This is a genomic window from Reinekea thalattae (assembly GCF_008041945.1).
Lineage (GTDB): Bacteria > Pseudomonadota > Gammaproteobacteria > Pseudomonadales > Natronospirillaceae > Reinekea > Reinekea thalattae.
This window is the reverse complement of record NZ_VKAD01000003.1, coordinates 99,385-124,714: the sequence shown is the minus strand read 5'-3', so window position 1 is coordinate 124,714 and position 25,330 is coordinate 99,385. Positions and strand designations below refer to the sequence as shown.

Annotated in this window: 21 protein-coding genes and 1 pseudogene; 13 read left to right on the top strand and 9 right to left on the bottom strand. The window is 47.5% G+C overall.

The annotated features are described in order from the left end of the window. Window positions 1-49 precede the first annotated feature (49 nt). The 4 genes and pseudogenes from FME95_RS12830 to ectA all read right to left on the bottom strand — a co-directional run. Window positions 50-1,477 carry an aspartate kinase gene (locus FME95_RS12830; protein WP_147714898.1) on the bottom strand — a complete coding sequence of 476 codons (1,428 nt, stop codon included), beginning with the start codon at window positions 1,475-1,477 and terminating at the stop codon, window positions 50-52. Window positions 1,478-1,618: 141 nt separating this feature from the next. Then, window positions 1,619-2,023 carry an ectoine synthase gene (locus FME95_RS12825; protein WP_147714897.1) on the bottom strand — a complete coding sequence of 135 codons (405 nt, stop codon included), beginning with the start codon at window positions 2,021-2,023 and terminating at the stop codon, window positions 1,619-1,621. Window positions 2,024-2,099: 76 nt separating this feature from the next. After that, on the bottom strand, window positions 2,100-3,425 hold the full coding sequence (gene ectB, locus FME95_RS12820; protein ID WP_222709994.1) for a diaminobutyrate--2-oxoglutarate transaminase: 1,326 nt from the start codon (window positions 3,423-3,425) through the stop codon (window positions 2,100-2,102). Between the two features lie 60 nt (window positions 3,426-3,485). Then, window positions 3,486-3,959 (bottom strand): annotated as a pseudogene (gene ectA / locus FME95_RS13685) (diaminobutyrate acetyltransferase); the annotation flags it as partial. A 359-nt stretch (window positions 3,960-4,318) separates the two neighbouring features. Here ectA and FME95_RS12815 point away from each other — a divergent pair. Beyond that, complete coding sequence (locus tag FME95_RS12815) at window positions 4,319-4,825, top strand: MarR family winged helix-turn-helix transcriptional regulator (RefSeq protein WP_147714896.1); 507 nt, start codon at window positions 4,319-4,321, stop codon at window positions 4,823-4,825. A gap of 54 nt (window positions 4,826-4,879) precedes the next feature. On the opposite strand, the gene FME95_RS12810 is transcribed toward FME95_RS12815, so the two are convergent. Continuing rightward, window positions 4,880-5,803: a LysR family transcriptional regulator gene (locus FME95_RS12810; protein ID WP_147714895.1), complete on the bottom strand. Its 924-nt coding sequence runs from the start codon at window positions 5,801-5,803 to the stop codon at window positions 4,880-4,882. A gap of 163 nt (window positions 5,804-5,966) precedes the next feature. Here FME95_RS12810 and FME95_RS12805 point away from each other — a divergent pair, with 163 nt between their 5' ends. Beyond that, window positions 5,967-6,152, top strand: coding sequence for a hypothetical protein (locus FME95_RS12805; RefSeq protein WP_147714894.1), 186 nt, complete (start codon window positions 5,967-5,969; stop codon window positions 6,150-6,152). Then, window positions 6,149-7,075 (top strand): sodium-dependent bicarbonate transport family permease, encoded by a 927-nt coding sequence (locus FME95_RS12800; protein WP_147714893.1) that lies wholly within the window; start codon window positions 6,149-6,151, stop codon window positions 7,073-7,075. The genes FME95_RS12805 and FME95_RS12800 overlap by 4 nt, the downstream gene beginning before the upstream one ends. Before the next feature lie 90 nt (window positions 7,076-7,165). On the opposite strand, the gene FME95_RS12795 is transcribed toward FME95_RS12800, so the two are convergent. Genes FME95_RS12795 through rimK form a run of 4 tightly spaced genes read right to left on the bottom strand, consistent with a single transcriptional unit; the run spans window position 7,166 to window position 10,072 of the window. Next, on the bottom strand, window positions 7,166-7,609 hold the full coding sequence (locus tag FME95_RS12795; protein ID WP_147714892.1) for an ATP-dependent zinc protease family protein: 444 nt from the start codon (window positions 7,607-7,609) through the stop codon (window positions 7,166-7,168). Then, the gene (locus tag FME95_RS12790; RefSeq protein WP_222709990.1) at window positions 7,610-8,113 is read right to left on the bottom strand and encodes a mechanosensitive ion channel domain-containing protein; all 504 of its coding nucleotides are present in this window, start codon (window positions 8,111-8,113) and stop codon (window positions 7,610-7,612) included. 55 nt (window positions 8,114-8,168) lie between these two features. Beyond that, on the bottom strand, window positions 8,169-9,164 hold the full coding sequence (locus tag FME95_RS12785; protein WP_147714891.1) for a succinylglutamate desuccinylase/aspartoacylase family protein: 996 nt from the start codon (window positions 9,162-9,164) through the stop codon (window positions 8,169-8,171). Between the two features lie 2 nt (window positions 9,165-9,166). Then, window positions 9,167-10,072 carry a 30S ribosomal protein S6--L-glutamate ligase gene (gene rimK, locus FME95_RS12780; RefSeq protein WP_147714890.1) on the bottom strand — a complete coding sequence of 302 codons (906 nt, stop codon included), beginning with the start codon at window positions 10,070-10,072 and terminating at the stop codon, window positions 9,167-9,169. Window positions 10,073-10,250: 178 nt separating this feature from the next. Here rimK and FME95_RS12775 point away from each other — a divergent pair, with 178 nt between their 5' ends. The 10 genes from FME95_RS12775 to FME95_RS12730 all read left to right on the top strand — a co-directional run bounded on the left by FME95_RS12775 (window position 10,251) and on the right by FME95_RS12730 (window position 25,329). Beyond that, window positions 10,251-10,868 (top strand): hypothetical protein, encoded by a 618-nt coding sequence (locus FME95_RS12775; RefSeq protein WP_147714889.1) that lies wholly within the window; start codon window positions 10,251-10,253, stop codon window positions 10,866-10,868. Beyond that, window positions 10,849-11,712: a LysR family transcriptional regulator gene (locus FME95_RS12770; protein ID WP_147714888.1), complete on the top strand. Its 864-nt coding sequence runs from the start codon at window positions 10,849-10,851 to the stop codon at window positions 11,710-11,712. The genes FME95_RS12775 and FME95_RS12770 overlap by 20 nt, the downstream gene beginning before the upstream one ends. Then, window positions 11,706-12,953, top strand: coding sequence for a mechanosensitive ion channel family protein (locus FME95_RS12765; protein ID WP_246109380.1), 1,248 nt, complete (start codon window positions 11,706-11,708; stop codon window positions 12,951-12,953). The genes FME95_RS12770 and FME95_RS12765 overlap by 7 nt, the downstream gene beginning before the upstream one ends. Window positions 12,954-13,120: 167 nt before the next feature. Next, window positions 13,121-15,571 (top strand): Hsp70 family protein, encoded by a 2,451-nt coding sequence (locus FME95_RS12760; protein ID WP_147714887.1) that lies wholly within the window; start codon window positions 13,121-13,123, stop codon window positions 15,569-15,571. Then, a complete protein-coding gene (locus FME95_RS12755; RefSeq protein WP_147714886.1) occupies window positions 15,552-15,941 on the top strand; it encodes a hypothetical protein in 390 nt (129 codons plus the stop codon). Before FME95_RS12760 ends, FME95_RS12755 begins: the two co-directional genes overlap by 20 nt. Beyond that, a complete protein-coding gene (locus FME95_RS12750; protein ID WP_147714885.1) occupies window positions 15,932-17,344 on the top strand; it encodes a hypothetical protein in 1,413 nt (470 codons plus the stop codon). Before FME95_RS12755 ends, FME95_RS12750 begins: the two co-directional genes overlap by 10 nt. Before the next feature lie 47 nt (window positions 17,345-17,391). Beyond that, window positions 17,392-18,240: a nucleoside phosphorylase-I family protein gene (locus tag FME95_RS12745; RefSeq protein ID WP_147714884.1), complete on the top strand. Its 849-nt coding sequence runs from the start codon at window positions 17,392-17,394 to the stop codon at window positions 18,238-18,240. Between the two features lie 165 nt (window positions 18,241-18,405). Beyond that, entirely contained in the window at window positions 18,406-21,234 is a 2,829-nt protein-coding gene (locus FME95_RS12740; protein WP_147714883.1) for a DUF2339 domain-containing protein, read from the top strand. Window positions 21,235-21,333: 99 nt separating this feature from the next. Next, complete coding sequence (locus tag FME95_RS12735; RefSeq protein WP_147714882.1) at window positions 21,334-23,325, top strand: aminotransferase class I/II-fold pyridoxal phosphate-dependent enzyme; 1,992 nt, start codon at window positions 21,334-21,336, stop codon at window positions 23,323-23,325. A 138-nt stretch (window positions 23,326-23,463) separates the two neighbouring features. After that, window positions 23,464-25,329: a putative nucleotidyltransferase substrate binding domain-containing protein gene (locus FME95_RS12730; protein WP_147714881.1), complete on the top strand. Its 1,866-nt coding sequence runs from the start codon at window positions 23,464-23,466 to the stop codon at window positions 25,327-25,329. The last annotated feature ends 1 nt before the right edge of the window (window position 25,330 follow it).

Below are 25,330 nucleotides of genomic sequence, written 5' to 3'. Positions count from 1 at the left end.
AACCTAATTCGTTACAATGAATTGCGAGTAATATCGATATCACTCGCCGTTAGGATGCTAAGCAGATCGCTCTGCCATGATCGAACACCTCAACAAAAGCAGCGTGTAATGTTTTTACCGCCTGCTGATAATCTTGTTCGTTAATAACAAATTGCACTTCTACCTGACGCATGCATTGATGCACCGCCAGAATATCAATACCGGCATCGGCTAAAGCGCTGCTGGCACTGGCAAGCATGCCGCTGATTTTTAAATCCGAACCAATAGCCGAAACCACGGCGACTTTCTTTTGGTCGATTTCTGCTTCAACAAAAAGCGATTCCAACTTTCTGCGAATGCGGTTAACGGTTTTTAAATTGGTTGATAAATAGTGCGTCACTGTATTGGCGTTGATATCTTTAGAAACGATGTGCGCTCTATATTCTTTAATCACCTGAATGATCTTTGCATCGTAGCTATGAAACAGACCGGCCATATCCTGATCAAAAACCTCCAACGCATACACGCCTTGAGTACCGGCGATAATTTCAACGCATGGCGTTTCACTAACGTATTCACCCGTAATCAAGGTGCCGTAGTGTTGAGGCTCAAAAGTATTTTTTACCCGCAATGGAATATTATTTTGGCGCAAACCTTTTGCCGCTTTAGGGTGGATCGCTTCCATGCCCAAATTAGCCAGCTGGTCGGCGACATCATAATTGGTTCGGCCAATGGGCACCGCGTTGCCTTCACCGACTAAACGCGGGTCGGCGCTGGAAAGATGAAACTCTTTATGAATGATCGCTTCTGCTGCGTGGGTTACCACCGCCAAACGACTGAACGTCATTTCACTGTAACCACGATCGAAGGTGGTCATTAGCCCTTCACTGGTGTGCGCGTAGCCAGTAACAATGGGTAATTCTTTATCGAGGTCGACTGTTTCAAACGCTGCGACAATGCGTTCGTCGAGTGTGGTGTGATGTTGTGCGCGCCAGCCGCTCAGATCAACAAAGCGTGCGTTAATGCCGTCACGTTGCAACAGCTCAGTCATGTTCCAAGCACTGTGTGCTTCGCCAATACTAGCGAGCATTTCACGCACGGTATGCAGGTGCGTATCCAGTGAAAAGTGACCATGCCGACACAGGCTTTGTAAATCGAGCAAACATTTTTTTGCATCCAGCAAACGCTCATTAACAAAATGATCTGCTAACGATGGATCATTAAAAAATTCTGCGTTGAGCTGATGCATCGCCTGCTGCACCTGTTCTAATGCAGCCAGCCAACTGTCATCCTCAACACTGCTGGAAAAAAGCTGGTATACACCAGGCTGACCATTTTTTTTGTGGCTTAATAATTTATCGGTAATACCACCATACGCAGAGACAACAAATACTCGATTGTAATAGCCGTCGCCAGTACTGGGTTGCAGTACAATATTGTCCCGAACCGATGAGTAATCACTCATCGAGGTACCACCAATTTTTTCAACGGTATGCATTATAACCTTCTCGGTTCTTTCTCTATTTAATAGGTTGTTGTCGATTTTTCGACGCCAACGGCTAACCGTTAATGCGCCTAATGTTGTAAAAAAATGGGCAACGACAACAGACGAGTGCCCATCGATTGGAATTTATCTCGATCAGAGATCTAACGCGTCGGCTTCAAGCTCATAGGCGCCTTCGGCGTTATGAACTTCACTGCCAGACAGAGGCGGGTTGAATACGCAGGCCATTTTCATTTCGGAAAAGGCGCGTAAAAAATGCTGGTCGTGCTTATCTAAAATATAAAGCGTGCCCGGTTTAATCGGGTACACCTTGCCGTCGGCGACGGTTTCAACTTCACCTTCGCCACTGATGCAGTACACCGATTCCAAATGATTTTGGTAATGCATGGCAAAGTCGGCACCTTTATAGATGGTGGTAATGTGGAATGAAAAACCCATCTGGTCATCTTTTAATAACATTCTGGTGCTATCCCAATTACCATCGGGAGAAATAATTTTACGGCCATTCTGCTCTGCTTGTTGCAATGTTCTAACTATCATTTTTGTCTCCTAGATCGTTAAATAAAGATCAAACGTTTAACGTTTTTTTAAGCCAGTACTATCCGTTAAATTCGCACTAGCCGACCCACTTAACATCGTCGTCGACCTGAACATGATCGAAATAGTCGCCATCATCAGGCAACGAATTGAGACTTTGGCAAACCTGAGCAACGGCCTTTTCTAAAATATCCAAGCCACGCTTTAAGTTGCCTTCGCTGATCGTTAACGGGCAGAAAATCTTCACCACCTGATCTTCTGCACCACTGGTTTCGATCACCAAACCATTTTTAAAAGCATGCTTAGTAATGCTCGAAGCAATGTCGCCATCGATACAGTTAATGCCTAAGAACATGCCTCGACCACAAACACTAAAGCTGCCTTGGCTGTATTTTTCGGCCATCGCGTTGAGTCGTTTTTCAACGTACTGACCTTTTTTAATGACACTGCGTGAAAACTCAGCATCGCGCCAATAATGTTCGAGCGTCGCCTTGGCAGTGACAAAGGCTAGGTTGTTGCCACGAAAAGTACCGTTGTGCTCACCCGGCTTCCATTGGTCCAGTTCTGGTTTCATCAACACAACCGCAAACGGCAAGCCATAACCACTCAGCGATTTCGACAGCGTGACAATGTCAGGTTCGATTCCGGCACCTTCAAAACTAAAGAAGCTACCGGTGCGACCACAACCGGCTTGAATATCATCAACAATCAACAACACATCGTGCTTACGGCAAACTTCCTGCAAACCTTGCAGCCATTCAAAGCTGGCAGCATTAACACCGCCCTCGCCCTGAACCGTTTCAACCATCACCGCCGCTGGCGTATCGATGCCGCTGCTCGGATCCGACAAGACCTTGTCGAGGTAAGCATTGGTATCAACATCGTCACCTAAGTAACCATCGAACGGCATACGGCTAACACCCGAAAGACTAACGCCTGCGGCACCACGGTGATGCGAATTACCAGTTGCGGCTAACGCACCCATGCTGACGCCATGAAAACCATTGGTGAACGAAATAATATTTTCACGGCCGGTAACATTGCGCGCCACCTTAAGCGCCGCTTCAACAGCATTGGTACCAGTCGGGCCAGTAAACTGCATGACATAGTTTAAATTTCGCGGCTGCAAAATAATGTCGTTAAAGGCTTCTAGAAATTCCGCCTTGGCTTTGGTGTGCATATCCAAACCATGACTGATGCCATCGCGTGCAATGTACTCAAGCAAGGCTTCTTTTAAGGCTGGATTGTTGTGGCCGTAATTAAGTGTGCCGGCACCGGCTAAGAAATCGAGATATTCGCGGCCTTCGTTGTCACGCAAAATTTCGCCTTGCGCTTGGTCAAACATATTGGGGAATGATCGTGAATAAGAACGAACTTCTGATTCAAACTCTTCAAAGATTTTCATGGTCTCTCCTACGAATGACGTTGACTGATTCTGATAATTTGAGCGAGCAATAGGGCCAATACACACCAGCCATTCGCTGTCGTGTTCGCCGTTAAAGTGCTCATTAGATTGGTAGTGCTCGGTGGCATTAAGCGGACTCTCTAAGCGTGTTGCATAACGCTTAAACAGTGCCCAAGAGGCTGCATTATTTTTGGTAATGGTGGTTTCGATATAGGCGATGTCAGCCAGCGATTCACGCTCTAACAAAGAACCTAATAGCCGAGTGGCAAGGCCTGTGCCTCGCTCACTCTGATCGACGGCAACTTGCCAAACAAAGAGTGTTTCGGGGCGATCAGGCACAACATAGGCGCTGATAAAGCCGACCACCTGTTGATCTCGCTTAGCGATGATCGAGGTATTGGCAAAGTGATCACATTGCAACAGGTTGCAATAGGTTGAATTGGTATCCAGTGGCTGGCACCGAGCAATCAGTCGGTTAACCCACACACCATCTGTCGGTTTCGGCGATGACAAAGTCAATTGACCTCTAGACATCGCCTGACTATGCGAAGTTTCCATTGTGTCAGTATTTTCCATGCTGTACGAATATTTTGTTTACTATGCAAATAAACTTAACATCCAGCTTATGTATCGCTACAAGGCCCATAAAAACCAGAAAAGTGGCGATAGATAAGATGAATATATTCATTGTACACAATGGATTATGAAATAAAAGTTACAATTCAAAATAAAATATCCATTGATTACATGGATTTTTTAAATAAAACCCGCCAACGCTAGTAACAAAGCGGCTTTCAGACGTATACTAAATACTTAGTATTCAATAGATTAAAAAATGCTTTTTCAGCTAAAAAGTGCTTTTTAGGATTAATAACGCAAATGGAAACCGATTCATGGAAAACATCGATGAAGTCCTCGTCGCCTTACGGCGAGTGATTCGAGCCACCGATTTACACTCCAAACATTTGGCCAAAACCACCGGCCTCACCGCGCCTCAATTATTGTTATTGCAGATTTTGCGCGACAAAGGCAGCCAGACCATTGGTGAATTAGCAGGCAATATGAGCCTAAGCCAAGCGACGGTGACGTCGATTATCGATCGTTTAGAAAAGCGCGAACTGGTTGTGCGTGAACGTTCAACCACAGACAAGCGCAAGGTTTTTGCGCTACTCACAGACGAGGGTGTTGAGGTACTAAAGGATTCACCAACACCACTACAGGAACAGTTTGCTCGACAATTTGGCGACTTACAGCAATGGGAGCAAACCATGATCATTGCCTCGTTGCAGCGCATTGCCCACATGATGGACGCTCAGCACATCGATGCTGCGCCGCTATTAGATGTCGGCACGTTAGATCGCCAAAGCACCGCCACCGAAAAGCCCGAAGCCTTTAAATAAGCCATGCTTTAAAGCACTGAACAAGCAGCGTTGTCGATTCCACAGGCAACGCTGCTATTTAGCTAAACGCATCAACAGCTGCTTACCTTCTTGCTGCATATAGTCGTGAAAGGTTTTAGCCAGTGTCGATAACGCCCGCTTCCGGGCATGCACCAAGTACCATTCACTAACAATGGGAAAGTGCTCAACATCCAAACGCACAAAGCCAGAAATATTGGTGTAGTCGAGTGTGTGACGACTCAGAATCGCCAAGCCCAAACCCGACGCCACCGCATGTTTAATCGCCTCATTGGTCTCAATTGTCATGCGCTCGGCAAGGTGAATATCGTGCTGCTGGCAAAACAGCTGAATACTGCGTCGCGTGCCAGAACCAGACTCACGCATCACAAAAGGATGTTGCTGCAAATCGGTCAAACCAATCTTCGACTGCTGCGTTAGAGCGTGCTGTTCCGGCGCAATAACGATCAGCGAGTTATCCATAAAGGGCTCTTTAACGATGTCTAAATCTTCTGGGCAATGGCTGAACAGATAAAAATCATCTTTATTTTGCTGCAACCGACTGATTACCGTTTCGCGGTTAGCAATGGTCAGCTGCACATCGATATTGGGATAACGCTGGTAAAACGGCCCTAACACAATGGGCATAAAATACTGCGCCGTTGATACCACCGCTAGCCGCAAAGTACCGGCCTGTAAGCCCTGCAAGGCAGCCAACTCGCTAAACATATTATCGATATTGGCATCGATCTCTTGTGCGCAGCGGTATAGCACCTGACCGGCTTCGGTAATCTGCACTTGTCGGCCTTCTATTCGGTACAGCGGCGTACCAACCAATTGCGCCAGCTTTTTTAGCTGAATAGAAACCGACGGCTGAGAGATAAACTCCTGTTCGGCAACCTTAGAGATGCTCTGCGTTTCGACCAGTGCTTTAAGCAACTGCAATTGCCGCATACTGGGTTTATGAGTCGATCTATTCATAAATTAAAATCTATACTGTTGATAGTTTATATATATTTTTAATTATAAACCGGCTCCGTAATATGTCGCAAAGCTTAAATGACGGCCCTGCTCTGCAGGCGTTATTTACTGGCGACCCAGAACGTTTTTAAAGTCTGTTAATACTATTAACTAAGGAGTCATTATGACGTTTCTATTTTCCGTGCTTACCCTACTGGCCTTACTGGCGGTAACCCTCGTTGCTCAGAGCACCGGCATGATGGTCAGCAATTACTTTGCCCTACTCGGCGCTTTGGCGTTTTATGTTGTATGGCAAGCGCGCAAACAAGGCTCTTTTCAGCCAACTAAAAATAAGAGATCGGCAGCATGAGTTCATTTTTACCCGATATCCTCGCGCTGTTCTTTTTAGCCAGTTTAATTATTCGCAGACTGGGCGTAGACCTAAGCTTCCAGCCAGCCACCTATCAGCTGCTCACCTACATTCTGTTATTAACCATCGGCCTAAAAGGCGGCCTCGCGCTGACCTCAGAATTCACCTTAGGATTGATCGGCAACAGCCTTATTGTTGTGTTACTCGGCGTGGTATTAACGCTGGTCGCCATGCTGGTGATTAAATTTTTCAGCCCGCTGAATCAGGCTGACCGCGTTACATTAGCGGCGCATTACGGTTCGGTCAGTGTCGGGACCTTTGCCGTGGCGATCAGTTTTTTACAGCTCAAAAATATCAGCTACGAAGCAGAGCTTAATCTGTATGTTGCGCTGCTCGAATTGCCGTCTATTTTAGTTGGGCTGTGGTGGTTAAACCGCAAAAAATCCCATACCTCATTAAAAACAATTTTTGGCCATCAAAGCTTAGTACTATTACTGATTGGTTTGGTGATCGGCGCGCTCTATGGCGATATTGCACAGCCGATGATCAAGCAGCTGCAACCACTATTTGCAGTCATGCTCGCGCTTTACCTAATTCACATGGGCGCTATTGCTGGCGGCAAGTTTGGCCAGTTTGGTAACAATGCATTGTTCCTGATTAGCTTTGCTATCTTCATGCCGATATTGGCGGCAATGATTGGTCTGGGCACGTCACTGTTATTAGGTTTGAGTGTTGGTGGCGCAACGCTACTGATGACATTGGCGGCCAGTGCTTCGTACATTGCCGTACCGGCGGTCTTTGAGCAGGCGCAGCCACAAGCGAATGTCGCGCAAGCCTTGGTTGCTAGCCTCGCGATCACCTTCAGCTTTAATGTCATTTGGGGCATTCCGCTGTACCACCACCTAGCTAATGTGGCGATCTAAACGCTATAAACAGGGCTCTGTAATTCAAAGGACTCCGATTCAAAAAGCTCTGATTGGAAAAAAGCTGGCAGCCAATGGCTGCCAGTTTTGTTAATCCTGAGGGTGGTTTATTAAAAACCGCTTAGAAGGGTCGACTAACACTCGATCACCCATGCCTTGCCGGCCAAATAACATCAAGTAGGTCATTTCGCTGCGATCAGTTAGCGACAGCTGAATCGGCCATTGCTGATCGGCAATGCCAAAGGTTGTTTTAATGATGATGCGTTCATCGACACCACCGTTAGAACTTTTAATACGCCGAATATCATAGATCGGTGCTTCGCAGGCAATCACTTCGGTCACGTTATGAATATTCGGATGAATATTAAAACGCACCCACGGCTTACCCGCCTTATGAAATGGATGAATTTCATCAACATGCAACGACGATGTTTTCGCGCCTGTGTCGACTCGAACGGTTAGGGTTTCGATGCCCAGCTCGGGCAATGCACACTCTTCAATGGTGCCAATAATCAGTTTTTCTGTTGTGCCCATCTAAACCTCCGAGCCATGTTTTGCATTCACCGTCACGGCCTTTTGAAAGATCAATGAGGTGGGAAAGGTAATGGTACTGCCGTTTTCACTCGACAAGATAACGTGAAACAAAGCAATCTCTTTTATTGTGCCGTGCACACTGTTTTCTGAGTCCAATATGGTGATGCTATCGCCGACCCGATACGGGAAAAAGAAAAAGATTAAAATACTCGCCGTGGCGTTGCTCAGTATTGACCACTGAGCAAACAGCGACACGCCCAGCACCGCGATAATAGAGCCTAAAAACACGCCCAAGTCATCAACATCCAAACCGGCATAGGTCAGAAAAACAATAAAACAGCCGATGATAAACAGGCCATCGATGCTGCGTAATACATAATAGAGCCGCTTCTCGTTAACCGCCTTTTTAATCGCAGAACTTTTCACCAAACGCCGTAAAGACGCTCGGCTAAGCAATGCGAAAACGACGCCCGCAATCGGCAACATAAAGCCAGAAATAGACACGATCTTTTTACCTCCAGATCAATCGAATCTTGCTACTACTTTCTAATACTTGCTATTAAGAAGTGAGCTCTTGCGCCATTGAATCAACCGCGCCAGCCACCTCTGCTATATTTTCTTGAAAGAATGCAACGTGATACATCGCTTCACCTTCGTGCGTCAGCGGAATATTTTGCTTGCCAATAACAATGCCTTCACGACTGGCGCGCACTTCGTCCAACACTTCACCCATTGGACTACGGATGACAGCCAACAGATCTCCGGCTCGCACGCGATCACCCAACTGCACTATGTGACTGACAATACCGCTGTCTCCCGAACGTACCCAAGCACTGCTGTTGGCAATAAAGGGCGTACGCTCACGCCTCGACTTTGAACGACGATACATGCCCAAAGCGGCCAAAACATTTAACACGCCTTTAACACCAGCACGAATAGAGACCTCATCGAAGCGCAAAGCTTGGCCTGCTTCGTAAACCAAAAAGCGGCTGCCCATATCACCTGCGGCTTGACGCAATGAGCCATCGCGCAGCTCAGAGTTAATCAATACCGGCGCACCAAAACTCTGGGCAATGCTCAAGGTCTGCTCATCGTCCAGATTGGCGCGAATTTGTGGCAGATTACTGCGGTGAATCGCGCCGGTATGCAAATCGATGCCGTAGTCACACAACGAGACGATGTCGGACATAAACTGCTCGGCAACACGACCGGCAAACGAGCCTTTGGCCGAGCCCGGAAAGCTACGGTTTAGGTCGCGACGATCGGGCAAATAACGGCTTTGGTTAAGCACGCCATAAACGTTCACCATGGGCACCAAAATCAAACTGCCTTGCGATAAACGCAGCGACTTCATTTGGATCAGCCGACGCACAATGTCGATGCCATTTAACTCATCGCCATGAACCGCGGCGCAAACCAACACCACCGGGCCCGGTTTTTTAGCGCGAATAACATGCACCGGCATGTTCACCTCGGTATTGGTGTATAGGCTAACCACCGGCAGCTGAACGCTGGTGCGACTGCCGGGTTTAAATTCGTAATCCGCTATTTTCATGTTCAACCCTTACCTTTTGTCCGGGTGTTATTTGGCTTGGCATTTTCTTCAATAAATTTAAACACCAAACCGGCAATGTCTTTTTCGGTGGCGACTTCAATGCCTTCTAAACCCGGTGATGAGTTCACTTCCATAACCACTGGGCCGCTGTTGGCTTGTAAAATATCCACACCACAGACATTCAGGCCCAACACCTTGGCGGCCTTAACTGCGGTTGCGCGCTCTTCTTTAGACAAACGCACAACCTCTGCCTGACCACCGCGGTGCAAGTTGGAGCGGAATTCACCAGCCGCAGCTTGGCGCTTCATGGCAGCCACAACTCGGCCACCGACCACAAAGCAGCGAATGTCGGCACCGTTAGCTTCTTTAATGTATTCCTGAACCAAGATGTTGGCTTTAAGGCCCATAAAGGCTTCGATAATACTTTCGGCTGCTTTGTTGGTATCTGCCAACACCACACCGATGCCTTGCGTACCTTCGAGCAACTTAATCACCAACGGCGCACCGCCAACATTTTTAATCAGGTCTTTAACGTTGTCGGGTTTGCTGGCGAAACCAGTACGCGGCAAACCAACATCACGCCGCGACAGCAATTGCAGCGAACGCAACTTATCGCGTGAGCGTGAAATAGCCACCGACTCGTTAACGCAAAAGGTGCCCATCATTTCAAATTGCCGAACCACGGCGGTGCCATAAAAAGTAATGGAAGCGCCGATACGAGGAATCACCGCATCGTAATAGGGTAACTCTTCACCGTGGTAACGAACCGTTGGCCGTGAACGAGTAATGTCCATATAACAGTGCAAGGTATCGATAACGTCGACCACATGGCCACGCGCTTCGCCAGCCTCTTTTAGACGACGAGTGGAATACAGATTTTCGTTACGAGAAAGTATAGCGATGCGCATTGGCGAAACTCCTAAAGCCGGGTTAATTTTGGCGCGCATCTTCTACTGAAAGCCCGGTTAGGTCGACGAAATTTTTTTTGTCGTTAGCATAAAAAAAGCTTGTTAGCGGCGTCGTTAAAAATCCGTACTGTATGCGCCATTCTGCTGATCTCAGCATTTGAGTCTTGGAGGCCATTCAATGCACACCATCGTCAACAACAGTGACAAAACCCTGTTCTATCATGGCGAGTACCGAAACAAGCAGCTGACCATCTATTCGGCAGACGGGCAATTCGAAGGCAGCTTCGAACAAGACAACCGACAAGCCGCTTGGGTCTGTGGCGTTTCGTTCGATGAAACACTGCAATCACTGCGCAGTGCGGTCGACGAATACCATTATTTTCGGCTCAAGCAACGCAAACAAAACAGCGCCAACAGCCTGCCGACTCATGCAGACTATGTCGCGGCACTGAACACAATTTTGCCGCTGCTAAATGCATCGCAACAGCAACTGTTAGCGCAGCTGCAAAGCAGCCCGGACTATCAGTGTGATGTTGACTTGCTGCTCAGCGTTGCCGAGCTGCATTCAACCATTCAATTGCTACTGAGCTATGCCGCCATCGCGCAGCGCTTAAGTGATGAGTTAGCCTTTATTCCAATGCAGGAACAGCCTATCCTTGACCCAGTGATCGGCATCCTAATGACCCCGACTGGTATTCTTGCCAACCGCGCTAATTACGATGATGCCCGCACACTGCAACTCAAGCCCGAGGTAGCGCTCGCTTTGGAAGATTTGAATGGACATCGATTTACTTAAAACCTTTTTAGAGGTGCAACAAACTCGGCACTTTGGTCGCGCAGCGGAAAACCTGTTTTTAACACAGGCCGCTGTCAGCGCTCGTATTAAGCAGCTGGAAAACATTGTCGGCAGTCCGGTATTCACCCGCTACCGCAACAACTTGCAGCTGACCGAAACTGGCCGCAGGCTGGTACCGCACGCCCAAGCCATTGTCATTGCTTGGGCGCGAGCAAAGCAGGAGGTGTCTCTTGATCGCAACAACGACATCATGCTTGGCGTTGGTGCTATTGCAGGCCTATGGGATTTGTTTTTACAGGACTCATTAAATAAAAGTTATCACGACCAACAGGGTATTGTTTGGCGTGCCGAAGCGCACCCGCAAGATGTCTTGGTGCGCCGATTGCTCGACCGCACATTAGATGTCGCCTACTTATATGAAAGCGCTAAACATTCCGACATTCGCTCACTCGCGGTACAAGAGATCGATCTGGTATTAGTCGCCACACCAAAGCTGGGCGATAACGCCGACGATGCATTGCAGCAATATGTCGCCGTTGACTGGGGCACGACCTTTAACATTCAGTTTGCTAAAAACTTTGCCGACGTACCGGTGATGATGCACACCTCGCTTTCGCGCATTGCGATGAATTTTCTGCAAGCTCATGAAGGCTGCGCCTACTTGCCATTTGAGCTTATCGCTGACCAGCTGGGCCAGCGCCTGCATCTTATCGAAGACGCACCGAAAATATCGCGCCGACTGTTTGCTTGTTACCACAACGAAAACAAATACGAAAAACAGATTCAGCAGTTTATCTCTCTGTCTGAGCAACAACTGGAAGAGCAAGGAGCCGTCTCATGTTAAGTTGGTTGATCAACTTTGAACCCAGCTCGGGGCCTTTTAATCTAGTGCATCCTGTGGCTTGGTTGGCGATTAGCTTTGCTGCATCGCTATTGCTTTGCAGCCTACTTATTGCGCTGCTAAAACCGGCCTTTAAGAGCGGTTCGTTAATTGAAAACCGACGCATTCAACTCACCCTGTTGCTTATGCTGTGGGTGTTAAGCCTTGCTATGCTCAGCGAACAATACCTTGCCACGCTGGTGCGTCAGCGTATTGTTATCGCCGTTCAATCGATCGCCTTTTTGCTCGCGGTGATGAACTTGGCGCTGTATTTATTTCCATCAAAAAAAATCGGCCGCTTGCTGCTTTACTCCATTACACCAATTATCGCGCTGAACTTTTTCGACCTGTTAGACCCAATCACTCACAGTTTAGATAACTATCGACTCAGCATTGGTGGCATTAATATCAGCCTGTTCGATGTGGTTAAGCTGGCTTACATCGGCGGCATTCTGTTCTGGTTTGGCCGCGAGTCGAACCGAGTGGTAAAGCAGAACATTCGCAAACAACAGCACCTGGATTCGAGCACACGAGAAATTATCGCCAAGCTATTTGAAGTCGGCTTTATTACTCTACTGATTGTATTGCTGCTTAATGTCGTTGGCGTCAACCTAACCACGCTGGCAGTCTTTGGTGGTGCTTTAGGTGTCGGTTTGGGTTTTGGCCTGCAATCGATTGCCTCTAACTTTGTTTCTGGCTTGATCATCCTCATGGACCGCTCTTTATCGATAGGTGATTACATTGAGCTAGAAAGCGGTCAAAGCGGCATTATTCGCGAACTAAACCTGCGTTCGATCACATTAGAAACCTTTGATGGCAAAGACATCGTGGTGCCCAATGATGTGTTCTTCTCGCAAACCTTTACTAACTGGACGCACAAAAACACCCAACAACGCTACAGCCTGAGTTTCAGTGTTGCCTACAAAACCGATTTAGATGCGCTATTCCCGCTGGTTATCGACAGCCTAAAGGCCAACCCGCAGGTGCTTTCTGGGCCACAATATTCAATCGCTGAACAGCCGGATATCGAGATCAAAGGCTTTGGTGATAACGGTATCGACTTACTGGTGGAATTTTGGATGAATGCCGTTGACGATGGAGAAAACCGCGTCAGTGCCGATATCCTCTATAGCATTTGGAAGTTAATGAACGAGCATGGCTTTGAATTCCCGTTCCCGCAACGAGAAGTTCGGATATTGCCTTAGCGCTTTAGCGATAAACCTTAAGCGCTTTAGCAATGAAGCCTATTAGCCAGCGCTGCTTTGCTCATTGAACCGATCCAAGTCAATCGATATTCTAACGCGGAAAAATCCATAAAAGCAGCGCACCCAGTGCGCAAGCCAGCGTTTATTTAGGATGATACGACGACATTATGAACACCACGACACGATACATCGGCATTGATTTAGGCACGTCCAATTCTGCGGTTTCTTATTTTGAAGCAGGTGAAGTTAAACCGATCTTAAATAGCCGCGGCGAAGTCAATAACCCTTCTGTAGTGCGCGTTACTGAAACTGGCATCAGTGTTGGCGAAAAAGCCAAAAAGCACCTGTACAGCGATCCTAAAAACACCTTTAAAGAATTTAAACGGCTGCTCGGCACTCAAAGCCTCAGCTCAGCAGACTGCCGTGGCAAACAGTGGCAAGCCGAAGAGCTTTCAGCCGAAGTGCTGAAATACTTAAAAGCCATCACTTGCGAACAGCTCGGTGGCGATATCAACAAGGCAGTCATTACGGTACCGGCGTTATTTGAAATCCCGCAAAGTAAAGCCACCGCCGAAGCGGCACGTTTAGCAGGCTTTGAGCAGGTTGAGCTGTTACCTGAGCCTGTAGCCTCTGGTTTAGCCGCAGGCTGGAGCCAAGATCACGCAGGCCAAGCCTGGCTGGTGTATGACTTAGGCGGCGGCACCTTCGATGTTTCGTTATTAGAAACGCGCGATGGCTTATTAAGGGTGGTCGGTCACGACGGTGATAACTTTTTAGGTGGCCGTGATATAGACCGTAAAATCGTGCAGTGGATTTTTCAGCAGCTCGAACAGCAGCACTCACTCAAAATCGACCAGCATGATGCACAGATCAGTAGCATTCAACGACACTTTGAAGACGTCGCAGAAGCAACAAAAATTCGCCTATCCAATACCGAACACAGTGTGCTTGAACTCGACTTTGACTATCAGGGTGAGCACTACGAATACGATATCGCATTCAATCGCAACCAACTGAGCGAACTGTGCGTTCCGCTGATTCAACGCTCTATCGATATCTGTTTGCGGCTATTGCAAAAACACGGCCTCGAAAAAGACAAACTCGCCCGTGTTGTCTTGGTCGGCGGCCCGGCAAACATGCCGATCATTCAACAGGCAGTCACAGAACAATTAGCGCCGTTAGCCGAAGGCAATGGCGACCCGATGGCGCTGGTTTCTAAAGGCGCGGCACTGTATGCAGCCACGATCAATTTAGGTTGCGAAAGCAGCCAAGACGAAAGCGCCAATGCCCCTTTAAGCAATCAGCTTTGGCTGCAATACCCAAGCGTATGCTCAGAGTTGAACCCGATGATTTTAGGCCGCGTTGTCGATCCAGATTTAGCGCTCGCCTTTGTTAAAATCAGCGACCAGCGCGGTCACTTTAACAGTGACTTTATTGCCGTTGACGATAACCTTTTCATGACCGAACTGGCGATTACCGCTGGTGACAATAACCGTTTTAACTTGCACGGATTCGATGCTAACAAACAGCCGCTTGAGGTTCGCTATTCAAGCATCAACATTGTGCATGGCCTTAATATGTCTGATCCGCCGCTGGCCAGAACCATCAGTGTGGCACTGGCCGATGGCAACGCCCGCTCATTTATTGAACGCGGCACGCCATTACCTGCCAAGCGCACCTTTATGCAATCGACCGTCAGTCCGTTAGAGCCCGGTTCAAACGAAGTCATGACCATTCCTATCGTGCAGGGCGAGCGTAAGCAATCTCGATTTTGCCGCAAGGTTGGTAGCCTAAACATCGAGGCGGCGCAGCTGAAAAAGACCTTACCTGTTGGCTCGGCAATTGAAATTACTATCGAAGTCGACCGTGGCGGCGACTTAAAAGCACAGGCGTTAATTGTCGATCAAGGCATCATCATTGAAGGGGTTGCCAACCTGATGATGGAAACCTCATCGTTGGCAAACTTGCGCGCCTCGGCGCACAGCCTGAATAATAAATTATCACAACGCATAAAGTTGGCGTTCAGTGAACGGCAAGACAAAACCATTGCCCAGCTGAATCCGTTAGTAGAACAGATTCAACCAATTCTTGCAGAATTGGATGACAACAATACCGATGACGATAGCTGCCATCGTATTGCGCGCATTTTGGTCGACATTGAAGCGACCTTCGAATCGATAGAATCGCAAGATGATTTAATCGACCTAATCCACGAAGTTGAACAGCTTTATTACTACACTTCGAGCAGCGTAGCGCAGTGGGGCAATGAAACCGAGAAGCAAATTTTAGCCGACTGCAACGAACATATGGCGTCTGCCTTTCGTAATAAACGCAAAGGCGAATTAGAACGTTTGCATGAACGCTTACAACAGCTAAATTACTCGGCGCGCAAAAATAATCCGGCATTTTGGTGTGGCCCGTTTGAACATTGGGCTTCGTTTGCGCACGCTTCAACAGACCCAAAACGCAGTGATGCGATCATTAAACAGGGCCGTGAAGCCATTGCCAACAAAGACTACAGCGAGTTAGAAAAACTAACTTCGGCGTTGTTTAGCTGCATTCCACAACAGTACAAAAACTTAGGTCAGCCAGGCAGCCATGAATCTGGAATCTATTGATAAACAACGTTACTTGGCGTGGCCATTTTGGTTGTTAGGTTTAGAACCCAGTGCCAGTAACAGCGATATCGAAAAGGCCGCGCGCGAAATAGAAGCAAAAATTCAATTTAAAGTGCCCAATGCCGAGCGCTATACAACGCCCTTTGGTGACTTTAACCGCGACAGTTTTGAAATCCGCGAAGCCAAGGCCGCACTGCAAGAACCCAACTCGCGCCTGTTGGCCGAGTTCTGGTATCTAAGCGAAAGCGAAACAGAAAACAACAGCCAAGAAGCGCAAAAAAATTCTGACAGCACCCTGCCAAGCACTGAAAAAAGACAACCCAATCTCATTCAGCTGGCACGTAAACTCAAGGTGCTTTTATGGGCATAGTGCTACTGATCTTGGTGTTTTTATTTTTTATGTTTGGCGACATAAAATCGAGCAGGATCGACAGCGATATTTCTGCCACCAGCCATTTAAAGTTAACCCAGCTTTTAGCTGCAGTCGGCTATTGGGCGCTGTTGTTTATTGTTTTTTCGGTATTCAGAATACCGTTGGTGTTACCGCTTTATTTAAGCTTACCGCTGTTTATCTTTGCCGCGTCACCGTCGACTCTAGCCAAGATCAGCGCCAATGCCGCAATGGTGTCGCTAAGTTATCGTTTAGGCTGTAAAAGCCTTATTAGATATAAACGTAACCCACACGCCGCTGGGTTATTTTTTGGTTTTATCGCGGTACGAAAGCTCAAAAACTCTGAACAAAAAAAACAGCAGCTACAGTGGCTACGAGAGCAGTTTGTCAATCACAAAACTGCCATCTACTCCGGCGATATTATTTTATATACGCTGATTGAAAGCCAACTCAGCCACCCAGATGATTTCGACCATTTGGCTAGCGAATTAAAAAAACTCTCAGGTTTGGGCTCGCGCTCTATTCCGAAAGCTATCAGTCGTTATGCATTTAAATGCGCCATTGTCGCAGCATTGGCAGACTCAGACTGGGACGAACTGTACAGCATCGCCTGCCAATGGGATGGCAGAGCCAAGAATCGACTGGCGCGTTACGTAAAATATTTTTACTTGGCGCGGGTTAAAAAAGAAGCAGGCTCGGCCATTCGCTTTAAATGTTTTTATTATTGGCTGTTCTGCTTAACAGAACCGGCACTGCGCAGACTGCCTGCGCAATACCGTAAATCACTCAATACAACACAAACGCCTAGCGATGATATTAGCCTGCACAGCCTGATTACAGCCAACAGCCTGACACAGCAACAGAATGAAAAATTAACTAGCGCGTTATTTTCTGAGCAACAAAAATTGCAATGGCAACAGCGTGCCGAACAGCTCGGCAGTTGGGATACACAAACCAGTTGGGACTCTATTCAGCAAAGCGTACAGCGGTTGCTGATAAAAAAAACCCAAGACAGCGCAAGCCAACCACAGCAAAGCGAGCAAGATTACGAACAGATCGATCGAACCTACAAGAGTTTGCTTTACCTGACGCGCAACATTAACAGTCAGCTAGAAGATAAAACGCTTAAAGGCAGCGCTAGTAGTTTTTTAGAATTTAAAAAGGTGCTTAAACTTTTAGAAGAACTGTCAACGGACAAGCAAGCCTATTTTGCAGCCATCCATAATATCGACGGTATTTTATGGAATTGGATTGCTCATCTTTGGAATAAAAAGAAAGACCAAAGCCTCGTACACTTTATGTGTATGAACTGCATTCCACTGGCGAACAGTATCGGTAACCAACGCTTCTTGGATATTATTAACGAAATAATCTGCGACTAGTTAAATACCTAATTGGGTTGATTAGCGCTTGGTAAACAGGAAAAAACATGCAACCGATAGCATTAAAATTTTTGATTGTCACAGCCTATAGCAGTGACGATATTCCAGAGTTTACCGGTGAAGATGAACTCTTTAAAAGCAAAGAAGCGCTGACTCAGCAACTGCCGATTGCTGGTGCCTTCTCTCCGCTTTATTATAACTCTCAGGGTATTGGCTTAATCACCACCGGCATGGGCATTGCCAATGCCTCTGCATCGATGATGGCAATCGGGCTTTCGCATCTGGTTGACCTAACAGACTGTTACATCATTATTGCTGGTATTGGCGGACTGATGCCGAGTAAAGGCAGATTAGGAACGGTGGTGTGTTTACGACATGTCATCAATGGTCTGTGCTTTGAGATTGACCCACGCGAATGCAGCGAGGAAAAAACATTTTATAAAGAAAAACTTCCTTGGCTGACCGGCACCGAACGATTCACGCTTAACCAACCGCTAGTTAATAAATGCCAACAGATTATTTGCACACACAGCAACGTTGATTGCATCGTCGGTGATGGCCTCTCAATGGACGCCTACTGGCACGGCAAACGCTTAGCGCAATGGGCAGAACATTGGACAAATCAATGGTGCGCAGATTCAACTCCGAAGACCAAAAACGAAGGGGATTTTTGCATTAGCGATATGGAGAACTCTGGCATACTTACCGCTTGCATGCGTTTAGCCGATGCTAAGCGATGCCACTTTGAAAAGGTTATCGCCATCAGAACTGCCAGCAACTACGTCTACGAACCCGACGTTGCCCCACAAGACTCGATTACAAAGCACGACTCATTTAGCCTCGCGGTCGAACAGACCTATCACGCCGTCAAAGCGATTATGGAAAATTTAGACTAAGCCATTGGTTAAAATTTTAACCAAGCTCACATTTTAGTCGAGCTCAGTAAAGCTATGCTAAGATCGAGAAACTATTGCGTCTGAGTGCTTTGTTGCTTTGTTTGTAACAAAGCAGCTTACTGTAAGTCCGTCATCAACTGGTTATTACTTTTTCAAGGAATATAGATGGAAGCCGTTTTTACATTAATACTCATCATCGGGGTTATTCCGTTTATCTTGCTTTGTGTCATTACCAGCAAAGTATCCAGCGTCCAAAACTTACTCTATCGTCTTGAAACTCGACAAAGCCAGCAACAGCAGCAAATAGAAACGCTGTTGGCGACTGTGCAGCAGGCCTCTGACCAAGCATCGGCAGAGAAAAGCTCAGACTTAAGCGAAGCTAGGTTAGACGACCAAGCCAAAGCGCAGGCAGATTCATCCCATGTCAGCGCCGCAGAGCAAAAAATTACCGATAAGGCTAGCCGCGATATTAACGTCGACAACGCTGCGGCTGCCAACCAAGATTCATCTACTGAGCTTGAGTTCAATTCTGTTGAAGAAAGCGTTAATGATGATGACAGCGAAAGCGTTCAGCAAGACACGGCAGCGGCGACAGTTCAACCTGAACCGCCAGTTCACGCCGAAGATGCAACTCAAGCCGAAGCTGTCGCTCAACCAGCTTGGCTAACCAAGCTGACAGAGCACATGAAAGAAAACTGGATGGTTTGGTTAGGCGGCTTCTGTATTGCGATCTCCGGTATCTTTTTGGTTCGCCACTCTATTGAAAACGACATTCTTTCTCCGGCTGGACGCATCACCGTGGCGATCCTTACCGGCTTTGCCTTCCACGGTGCGGCCTACTTTTTGGTTCGCAAAACCGGTGTTAAACACGCCTCCTTTGCAACGCTTGCTGGTGCAGGCAGCACCACCATTTATGCTGGCCTGCTAGCTGGCTTTCATCTTTATGATTTGTTCTCCGTCAACCTTGGCTTTGTATTGCTGGCTTTGGTTGCCTGCGCCACCATGTGGTTATCGTTATTTTATGGTTCGGCTTTGAGCGCCATCGGTATTTTAGGTGCTTACCTTGTGCCGGCATTAATTGGCTCAAACAGCGAACCTAATTTGGTGTTACTCGTTTACAGTGCGTTAGTCAGCTTTAGTGCCCTTGGCGTGTTGCGTTACGTTTACCACCATTGGCTTTGGTTTGGCACCTTGGCAGGAGCATTATTGTGGTGGCTTGTTAGCCTCAGTTCTGAGTCACTGATTTTATATTCTGCTTTGTATCTAGCGGTTATTGGTTATGGCATGCTGGCGATTCCAAATCGAGACTGGCTGCTACAACAACGCTTTCAATATCCGTTGCCACAACTTTCAGTAACAAGCTTCGTAGCTTACGCCAAAGAAAGCCGCCGTGACTGGTCGATACGCAAATCAACGCTGCTCAGCTTTATTCTATTAATCATGGCAAACGCCATAACATTTGCCGTCACCGAACAACCAAGCATCAATATTTTGGCGATGCTTGCACTGCTAGCGGTCATTGCTCCAGCCAGCCGCTGGCGTGAAGATTTTACGCCATTACCCTGGCTTGTATTACTGCTACACCTAACGATCGCGGCCTACCCAATCATCATAGATAGGCTAGTAGAGCCATCCTATATGAATGACTTTTTTGTTCCTGCCTATGCATGGTGGCTTGCTTGGTCTGGTATGGCCTGCCTGTTGTGTTTGTCTGCTTGGTGGAACTACAAACAACAACGCTTGCCGTTTGTTGGCGCAGCCTTATTAACCAGCGCACCTCTACTGCTGCTAACCTTGGCCTACTTTGCAACGGCAGCGAGCAATGCTCCTTGGGCGCTGATCTCATTAATGATTGGCATGGCGTACTTGCTGCTGGCCAATAAAGTAGTACACAACACAGTTCATAAACCGCTGGCGGTTTGGTTATTTATTGGCGGCCATTTAGCTTACAGCCTCGCCGCCTTTATCTACTTTAATCAGGCCAGTTTCACCTTTGCGCTGGCGCTGCAAATTGCCTCAATCGCTTGGGTTATAAAACGCTTTGAGCTGCCTTCATTGCATTGGTTATTAAAGATTACTGCCTTTATCGTGCTGTTTCGGTTAACGCTTCTTAACTGGTTAGATGAATCGCCAAGCTTTACTTGGTTGGTTATCAGCTATGCCGGAAGCACCATTGCTGCTGCCTTTGGTAGCCGTTTATTGAGCCAATACAGTGAGATCAAAGCTTGGATCGAAGGTGTCACCATGCATCTATTGGTATTAACGCTTTGGATTATGAGCCGCTACTTTATTTATCAGGGCGATGCCTACGCAGTGAGCTTTAGTGCCATTGAAGCGACGCTCAACCTTTGTTTATTTGGTGCGATGGCGATGGTTTACGATTACCGCAGCCAGTTCACTACGCGGCTCAGAAAAATTTATCAGCTCTATGGTTTTGCATTATTAGCAGCCAGTTTGCTCAGCTACGCTGTCATTCTGTTTAGCCTGTTGCTGTCGAACGATTGGTTAGTCTCCGCGATAGATTCACGGCCTGTCTTTAATATTTTACTGCTCGGTTTTGCTGGCCCTGTTGCCTTGTCATTGGTTGCGTTGAAATATTACCGACCAGAATGGCGTCGTTACAGCGCTGCATTATTTGCTCTCAGCAGCTTTGTTTTTGTCAACATTGAGCTTCGTCACCTTTGGCAAGGCAGTATCGATTTAACCTTGCCGATGATCCAAGGCGAACTCTACAGCTATTCAGCAGCCTGGTTATTGGCAGCCATCATTACCATTCTTTGGGGTTCGCCACGTTATGGCCGTTGGTGTTATTTGGGCGGCATGGGTTTACTGACGTTAGTGATTTTTAAACTCTTCATTATTGACCTAAAAGGCCTTGAAGGTTTATTGCGAGTCGCCTCCTTTATGGGCCTCGGCTTATCGCTTTTGGCTCTGGCCTATTTGCACAAAAAACTCACCGTAAAAGGCGTCGCAGAAAGCGAGTCTTCGGCTTAGGCATATCAACAGCTTTTGGATATTATTAACAAAACCATCGGTGACTGACTCGGCTCATCCGATCACCGATATTAACCCACTACGTCTATCGAGGGCGCTATGCTACCACTACTCAAAATTTTAATTATCGAAGACTCTGTCGAACTGCTCGAACAGCTGGCAAACAGTATTCGCTCGACTGTCGAATCGTTTGAGCGACCAGATCTTGATATCAGTGTCGTTGAGTCAGCGACAGTTAGTGAAGCGCTGCAACATGTCCACACCGACGGCGACATACAGGCGGTTATTTTCAGTTGGGATACCACCGTACTGCCGCACGAAATTAACAGCCGCTATGCTGCAATCGAGGCTAACGAGAGCCCAGCAGAAACAGCAACCGGTGAGCAAAGCCTTGCCAATAACGCCTTGGTGATCGAAGCGATTAAAGCGATTCGCCCAGAGCTGCCCGTTTATGTATTAGGCGATGCGATCAAAGGTTTGGATATTGTTAATCAGGTTACCGGTATGGAGTCGTTCTTTTACCGCAATGACATCATCAGTGATCCAGAGTCGATCTTAGGTTATCTGATCAACGACTTTGACGACCGAAACGAAACCCACTTTTGGACCGCCTATAAAGAATACGTACTTGAAGCAAACGACTCTTGGCATACACCCGGCCATAGCGGTGGCGCTAGCTTTAGAAACTCGCCCTATATTAATGACTTTTATCGCTTCTTTGGTCGCAATGTTTTTGTCAGTGATTTATCGGTCAGTGTCGACTCACTAGGTTCATTGTCGGACGGTACTCACGCCATCGGCCGTGCTCAAGAAGCCTTAGCGACCACCTTTGAAGTGCGCCGTTCTTACTTTGTCACCAACGGCTCATCGACATCGAACAAGATTATTTTGCAAACCCTGTTACGTGAAGGCGACAAGGTGATTGCCGATCGCAACTGTCACAAGTCAGTGCATTACGGCATGGTTCAAGCCCGCGCTATGCCGCTCTATTTAGACAGTGTGTTTAATCCCGACTACGGTATCTTTTCACCGCCGCGGCTCTCACAGCTGAAAGAAATGATCGAAGCAAACCCAGATGCCAAACTAATTGTGTTAACCGGCTGTACCTACGACGGTTTGCTGACCGACTTAAAACAAGTGGTCGAACTCGGCCACCAGCACGGCATGAAAGTCTTTATCGATGAAGCCTGGTTTGCTTACTCACTGTTTCATCCAGAGTTCCGTGCCTATTCGGCCATTGCCGCCGGTGCCGATTACGTCACCCACTCAGCGCACAAGGTAGTGTCTGCTTTTTCTCAGGCGTCGTTTATTCATGTTAACGACCCCGATTTCGACCAAGACTTCTTTAAAGAGATTTACAGCATTCACACCAGCACCTCGCCTAAATATCAGCTTATTGCGTCGCTGGATGTCTGCCGCCAACAGCTAGAAATGGAAGGCTATAAAATTCTCAACGAGCTACTCAATAACGTGCGTGAACTTAAAGCTCAGGTTGCTAAGTTTAAACGATTGCGCATTTTAGAAGCCGAAGACTTCGCCAATATTTTTGCCCACTTCAAAGACGACAACATGGGCCACGACCCACTAAAAATATTAATCGACGTTTCTGCACTGGAATACTCGAACCAAGAGATTCACCGATTCTTAATGGATGAAGTCGGCTTGGAAATTGAAAAATTCACTCACAGTACGCTGTTAGTATTGCTCACCTTAGGCGGTATGCGTTCTAAAATTGTACGGCTGTACAACGCCTTGAAAAAGCTCGACGAAGGCAAGGTCAGCCTTAATCGAAGCAAGCAGCGCGCGGCACTGCCAGCAGATATCCCGCCAATCAATCTGGTTACGCTGCCTGCCACAGCGTTCTTTAGTCGCCGTGAATCTATTGCTTGGCAGGACAGTGTTGGGCGAATCGCCGCGGGCCTTGTAACGCCGTATCCTCCGGGCATTCCCCTGATCATCCCGGGGCAGCGCATTGAACAGGCACACATTGACTACATGCGCTCACTGGGCAGCCAAAAACTGACCATTCAAGGCCTCTATGATGGTGAGCTGTATGTCTGCTGTGAATCGGACGATCAACTAGAATCTTAACTGATCGATATCAGCAGGCTGTTAGAGCGCGACAATGATTGATCCATAGCGGGTGACGCTCCGCTATAATCGTCATAGGATAGCGAGTATGATATTCAATCTACTGCCTGCTTGGGTTTACTTCACTGGGTTACTGTTATGGTCCAATCGTTACTGCCAAATATTCTTGAATTTATCTCGCAAATAGATCCGTTCGACAAATTGCCCGCGGAATTGCAAAAGCAAATCGCTGGCAGCGTGCGTATCAGCTATCTGGCACGCGGCGAACAGATCACCTTTAACCCTGAAGACCCTAAACGCTATCTGTACATTATTCGCACCGGCGTGATGGAACAGCGCAAACCCAATGGCGTACTGCGCGCCAAGCTTGGGCCACAGGACTTATTTGGCTTCACCTTTTTAGAAGCCAAAGCCGATGGCGAAGACGATTACATTGCTATTGCCGCTGAATCGACACTGCTTTATTTAGTGCCGCATGAAGACTTACAAAAGCTCTTAGCAGAGCACCCTGAGTATTCTGAGTACTTTGCCTCGCAAGCGCAGATCCGATTACAAAGCGCACTAAACGTGGTTTGGTCAGATAACGAAAAAGGCCTTTTTGTTAAAAAAGTATCCGAAGTCACCACCAGCTCACCGGCGATTGTCACGTCGGATATGACTATCCAGCAGGTTGCGCAAGAAATGCGTTACGTGCTGCGAACCTCAACCGCGGTGGTAAAACAAAAGGGTCGCATCGTCGGCATTATTACCGATAGAGACATGACCAAACGAGTGGTTGCCGATGGCGTCAGCCCAGACCGACCGATCAGCGAAGTGATGACCAAGCACCCAATCACCGTTGGCCCAAACGACTTAGTTCTCACGGCTGCATCACTGATGATGCAAAACAACATTCGCAGCTTACCGGTGGTCAGTGGTCACAAGGTTCATGGCTTGCTAACGACTTCGCATCTGGTACAAAAAAACCGTGTACAGGCGATCTTCTTAATCGACACGATTAAGCGCACCAACACAGTTGAAGGTTTAGCCGGACTCACCCAAGAGCGACAGGCTATTTTTGAGGCGCTGGTTGAAGGCAAGGTTCGTTCGGAAATTGTCGGCCAAGTCATGGCGATGATCTACGACGCCTTTAACAAACGACTGATTCAATTAGCTGAAGAAACCTTTGGCCCTGCGCCATGCAAATTCGCTTGGATTGTTGCTGGCTCGCATGCACGCAACGAGATACACATAACGTCCGACCAAGACAGTGCGCTAATCGTCGATGATTCGGCAACCGTTGAAGACATGGCGTACTTTAAGTTGATGGCCACCTTTGTCTGCGAGTCACTTGCCAAATGCGGCTTCATTTTGTGCCCTGGGCACTTCATGGCTTCCAACCCTAAATGGGCACAAAAGCTTCACGTTTGGAAAGACTATTACCGCAAGTGGATCACCACGCCAGACCACGAAACGCTACTTAACACCAGCGTCTTCCTAGAAACACGCTGCATTTACGGCGATAAAATCTTTGCCGATAAACTGCAAGAACACCTTTATAAACTGATCAGCCAAAACCGAAACTTCTTAACCACGCTGGTCAACGATGCCACCTCGGTACACCCACCGCTGGGGATTTTTAATAGCTTAGTTTTAGAAAAAGGCGGCCAGAACAGCAACACGCTCAACATTAAAAAATACGCCATCACTCTGATCGTTGATTTGGCGCGTATTTATGGTTTATCGGTTGGCTGTACCTCCACCAATACCGAAGAGCGCTTCCGCTATGCCTATAAGAAAAAGGTACTCAGCGAGGACGCCATGAAAAATATTCTCGGTGCCTATCGCTTTATTTGTCAGCTGCGCTTTCGCCATCAACTGGAAGCACTTAAAAAGGGTGAAGAGCCAAACAACCACATCGCGCCAGACTCTTTTGGCAGCTTTGAGCGTACCCACCTTAAGGATGCCTTCCGTATTATTGGTAATCTGCAGGACGCGGCCAAATTGAGATTCGGTGAGGCCTAAT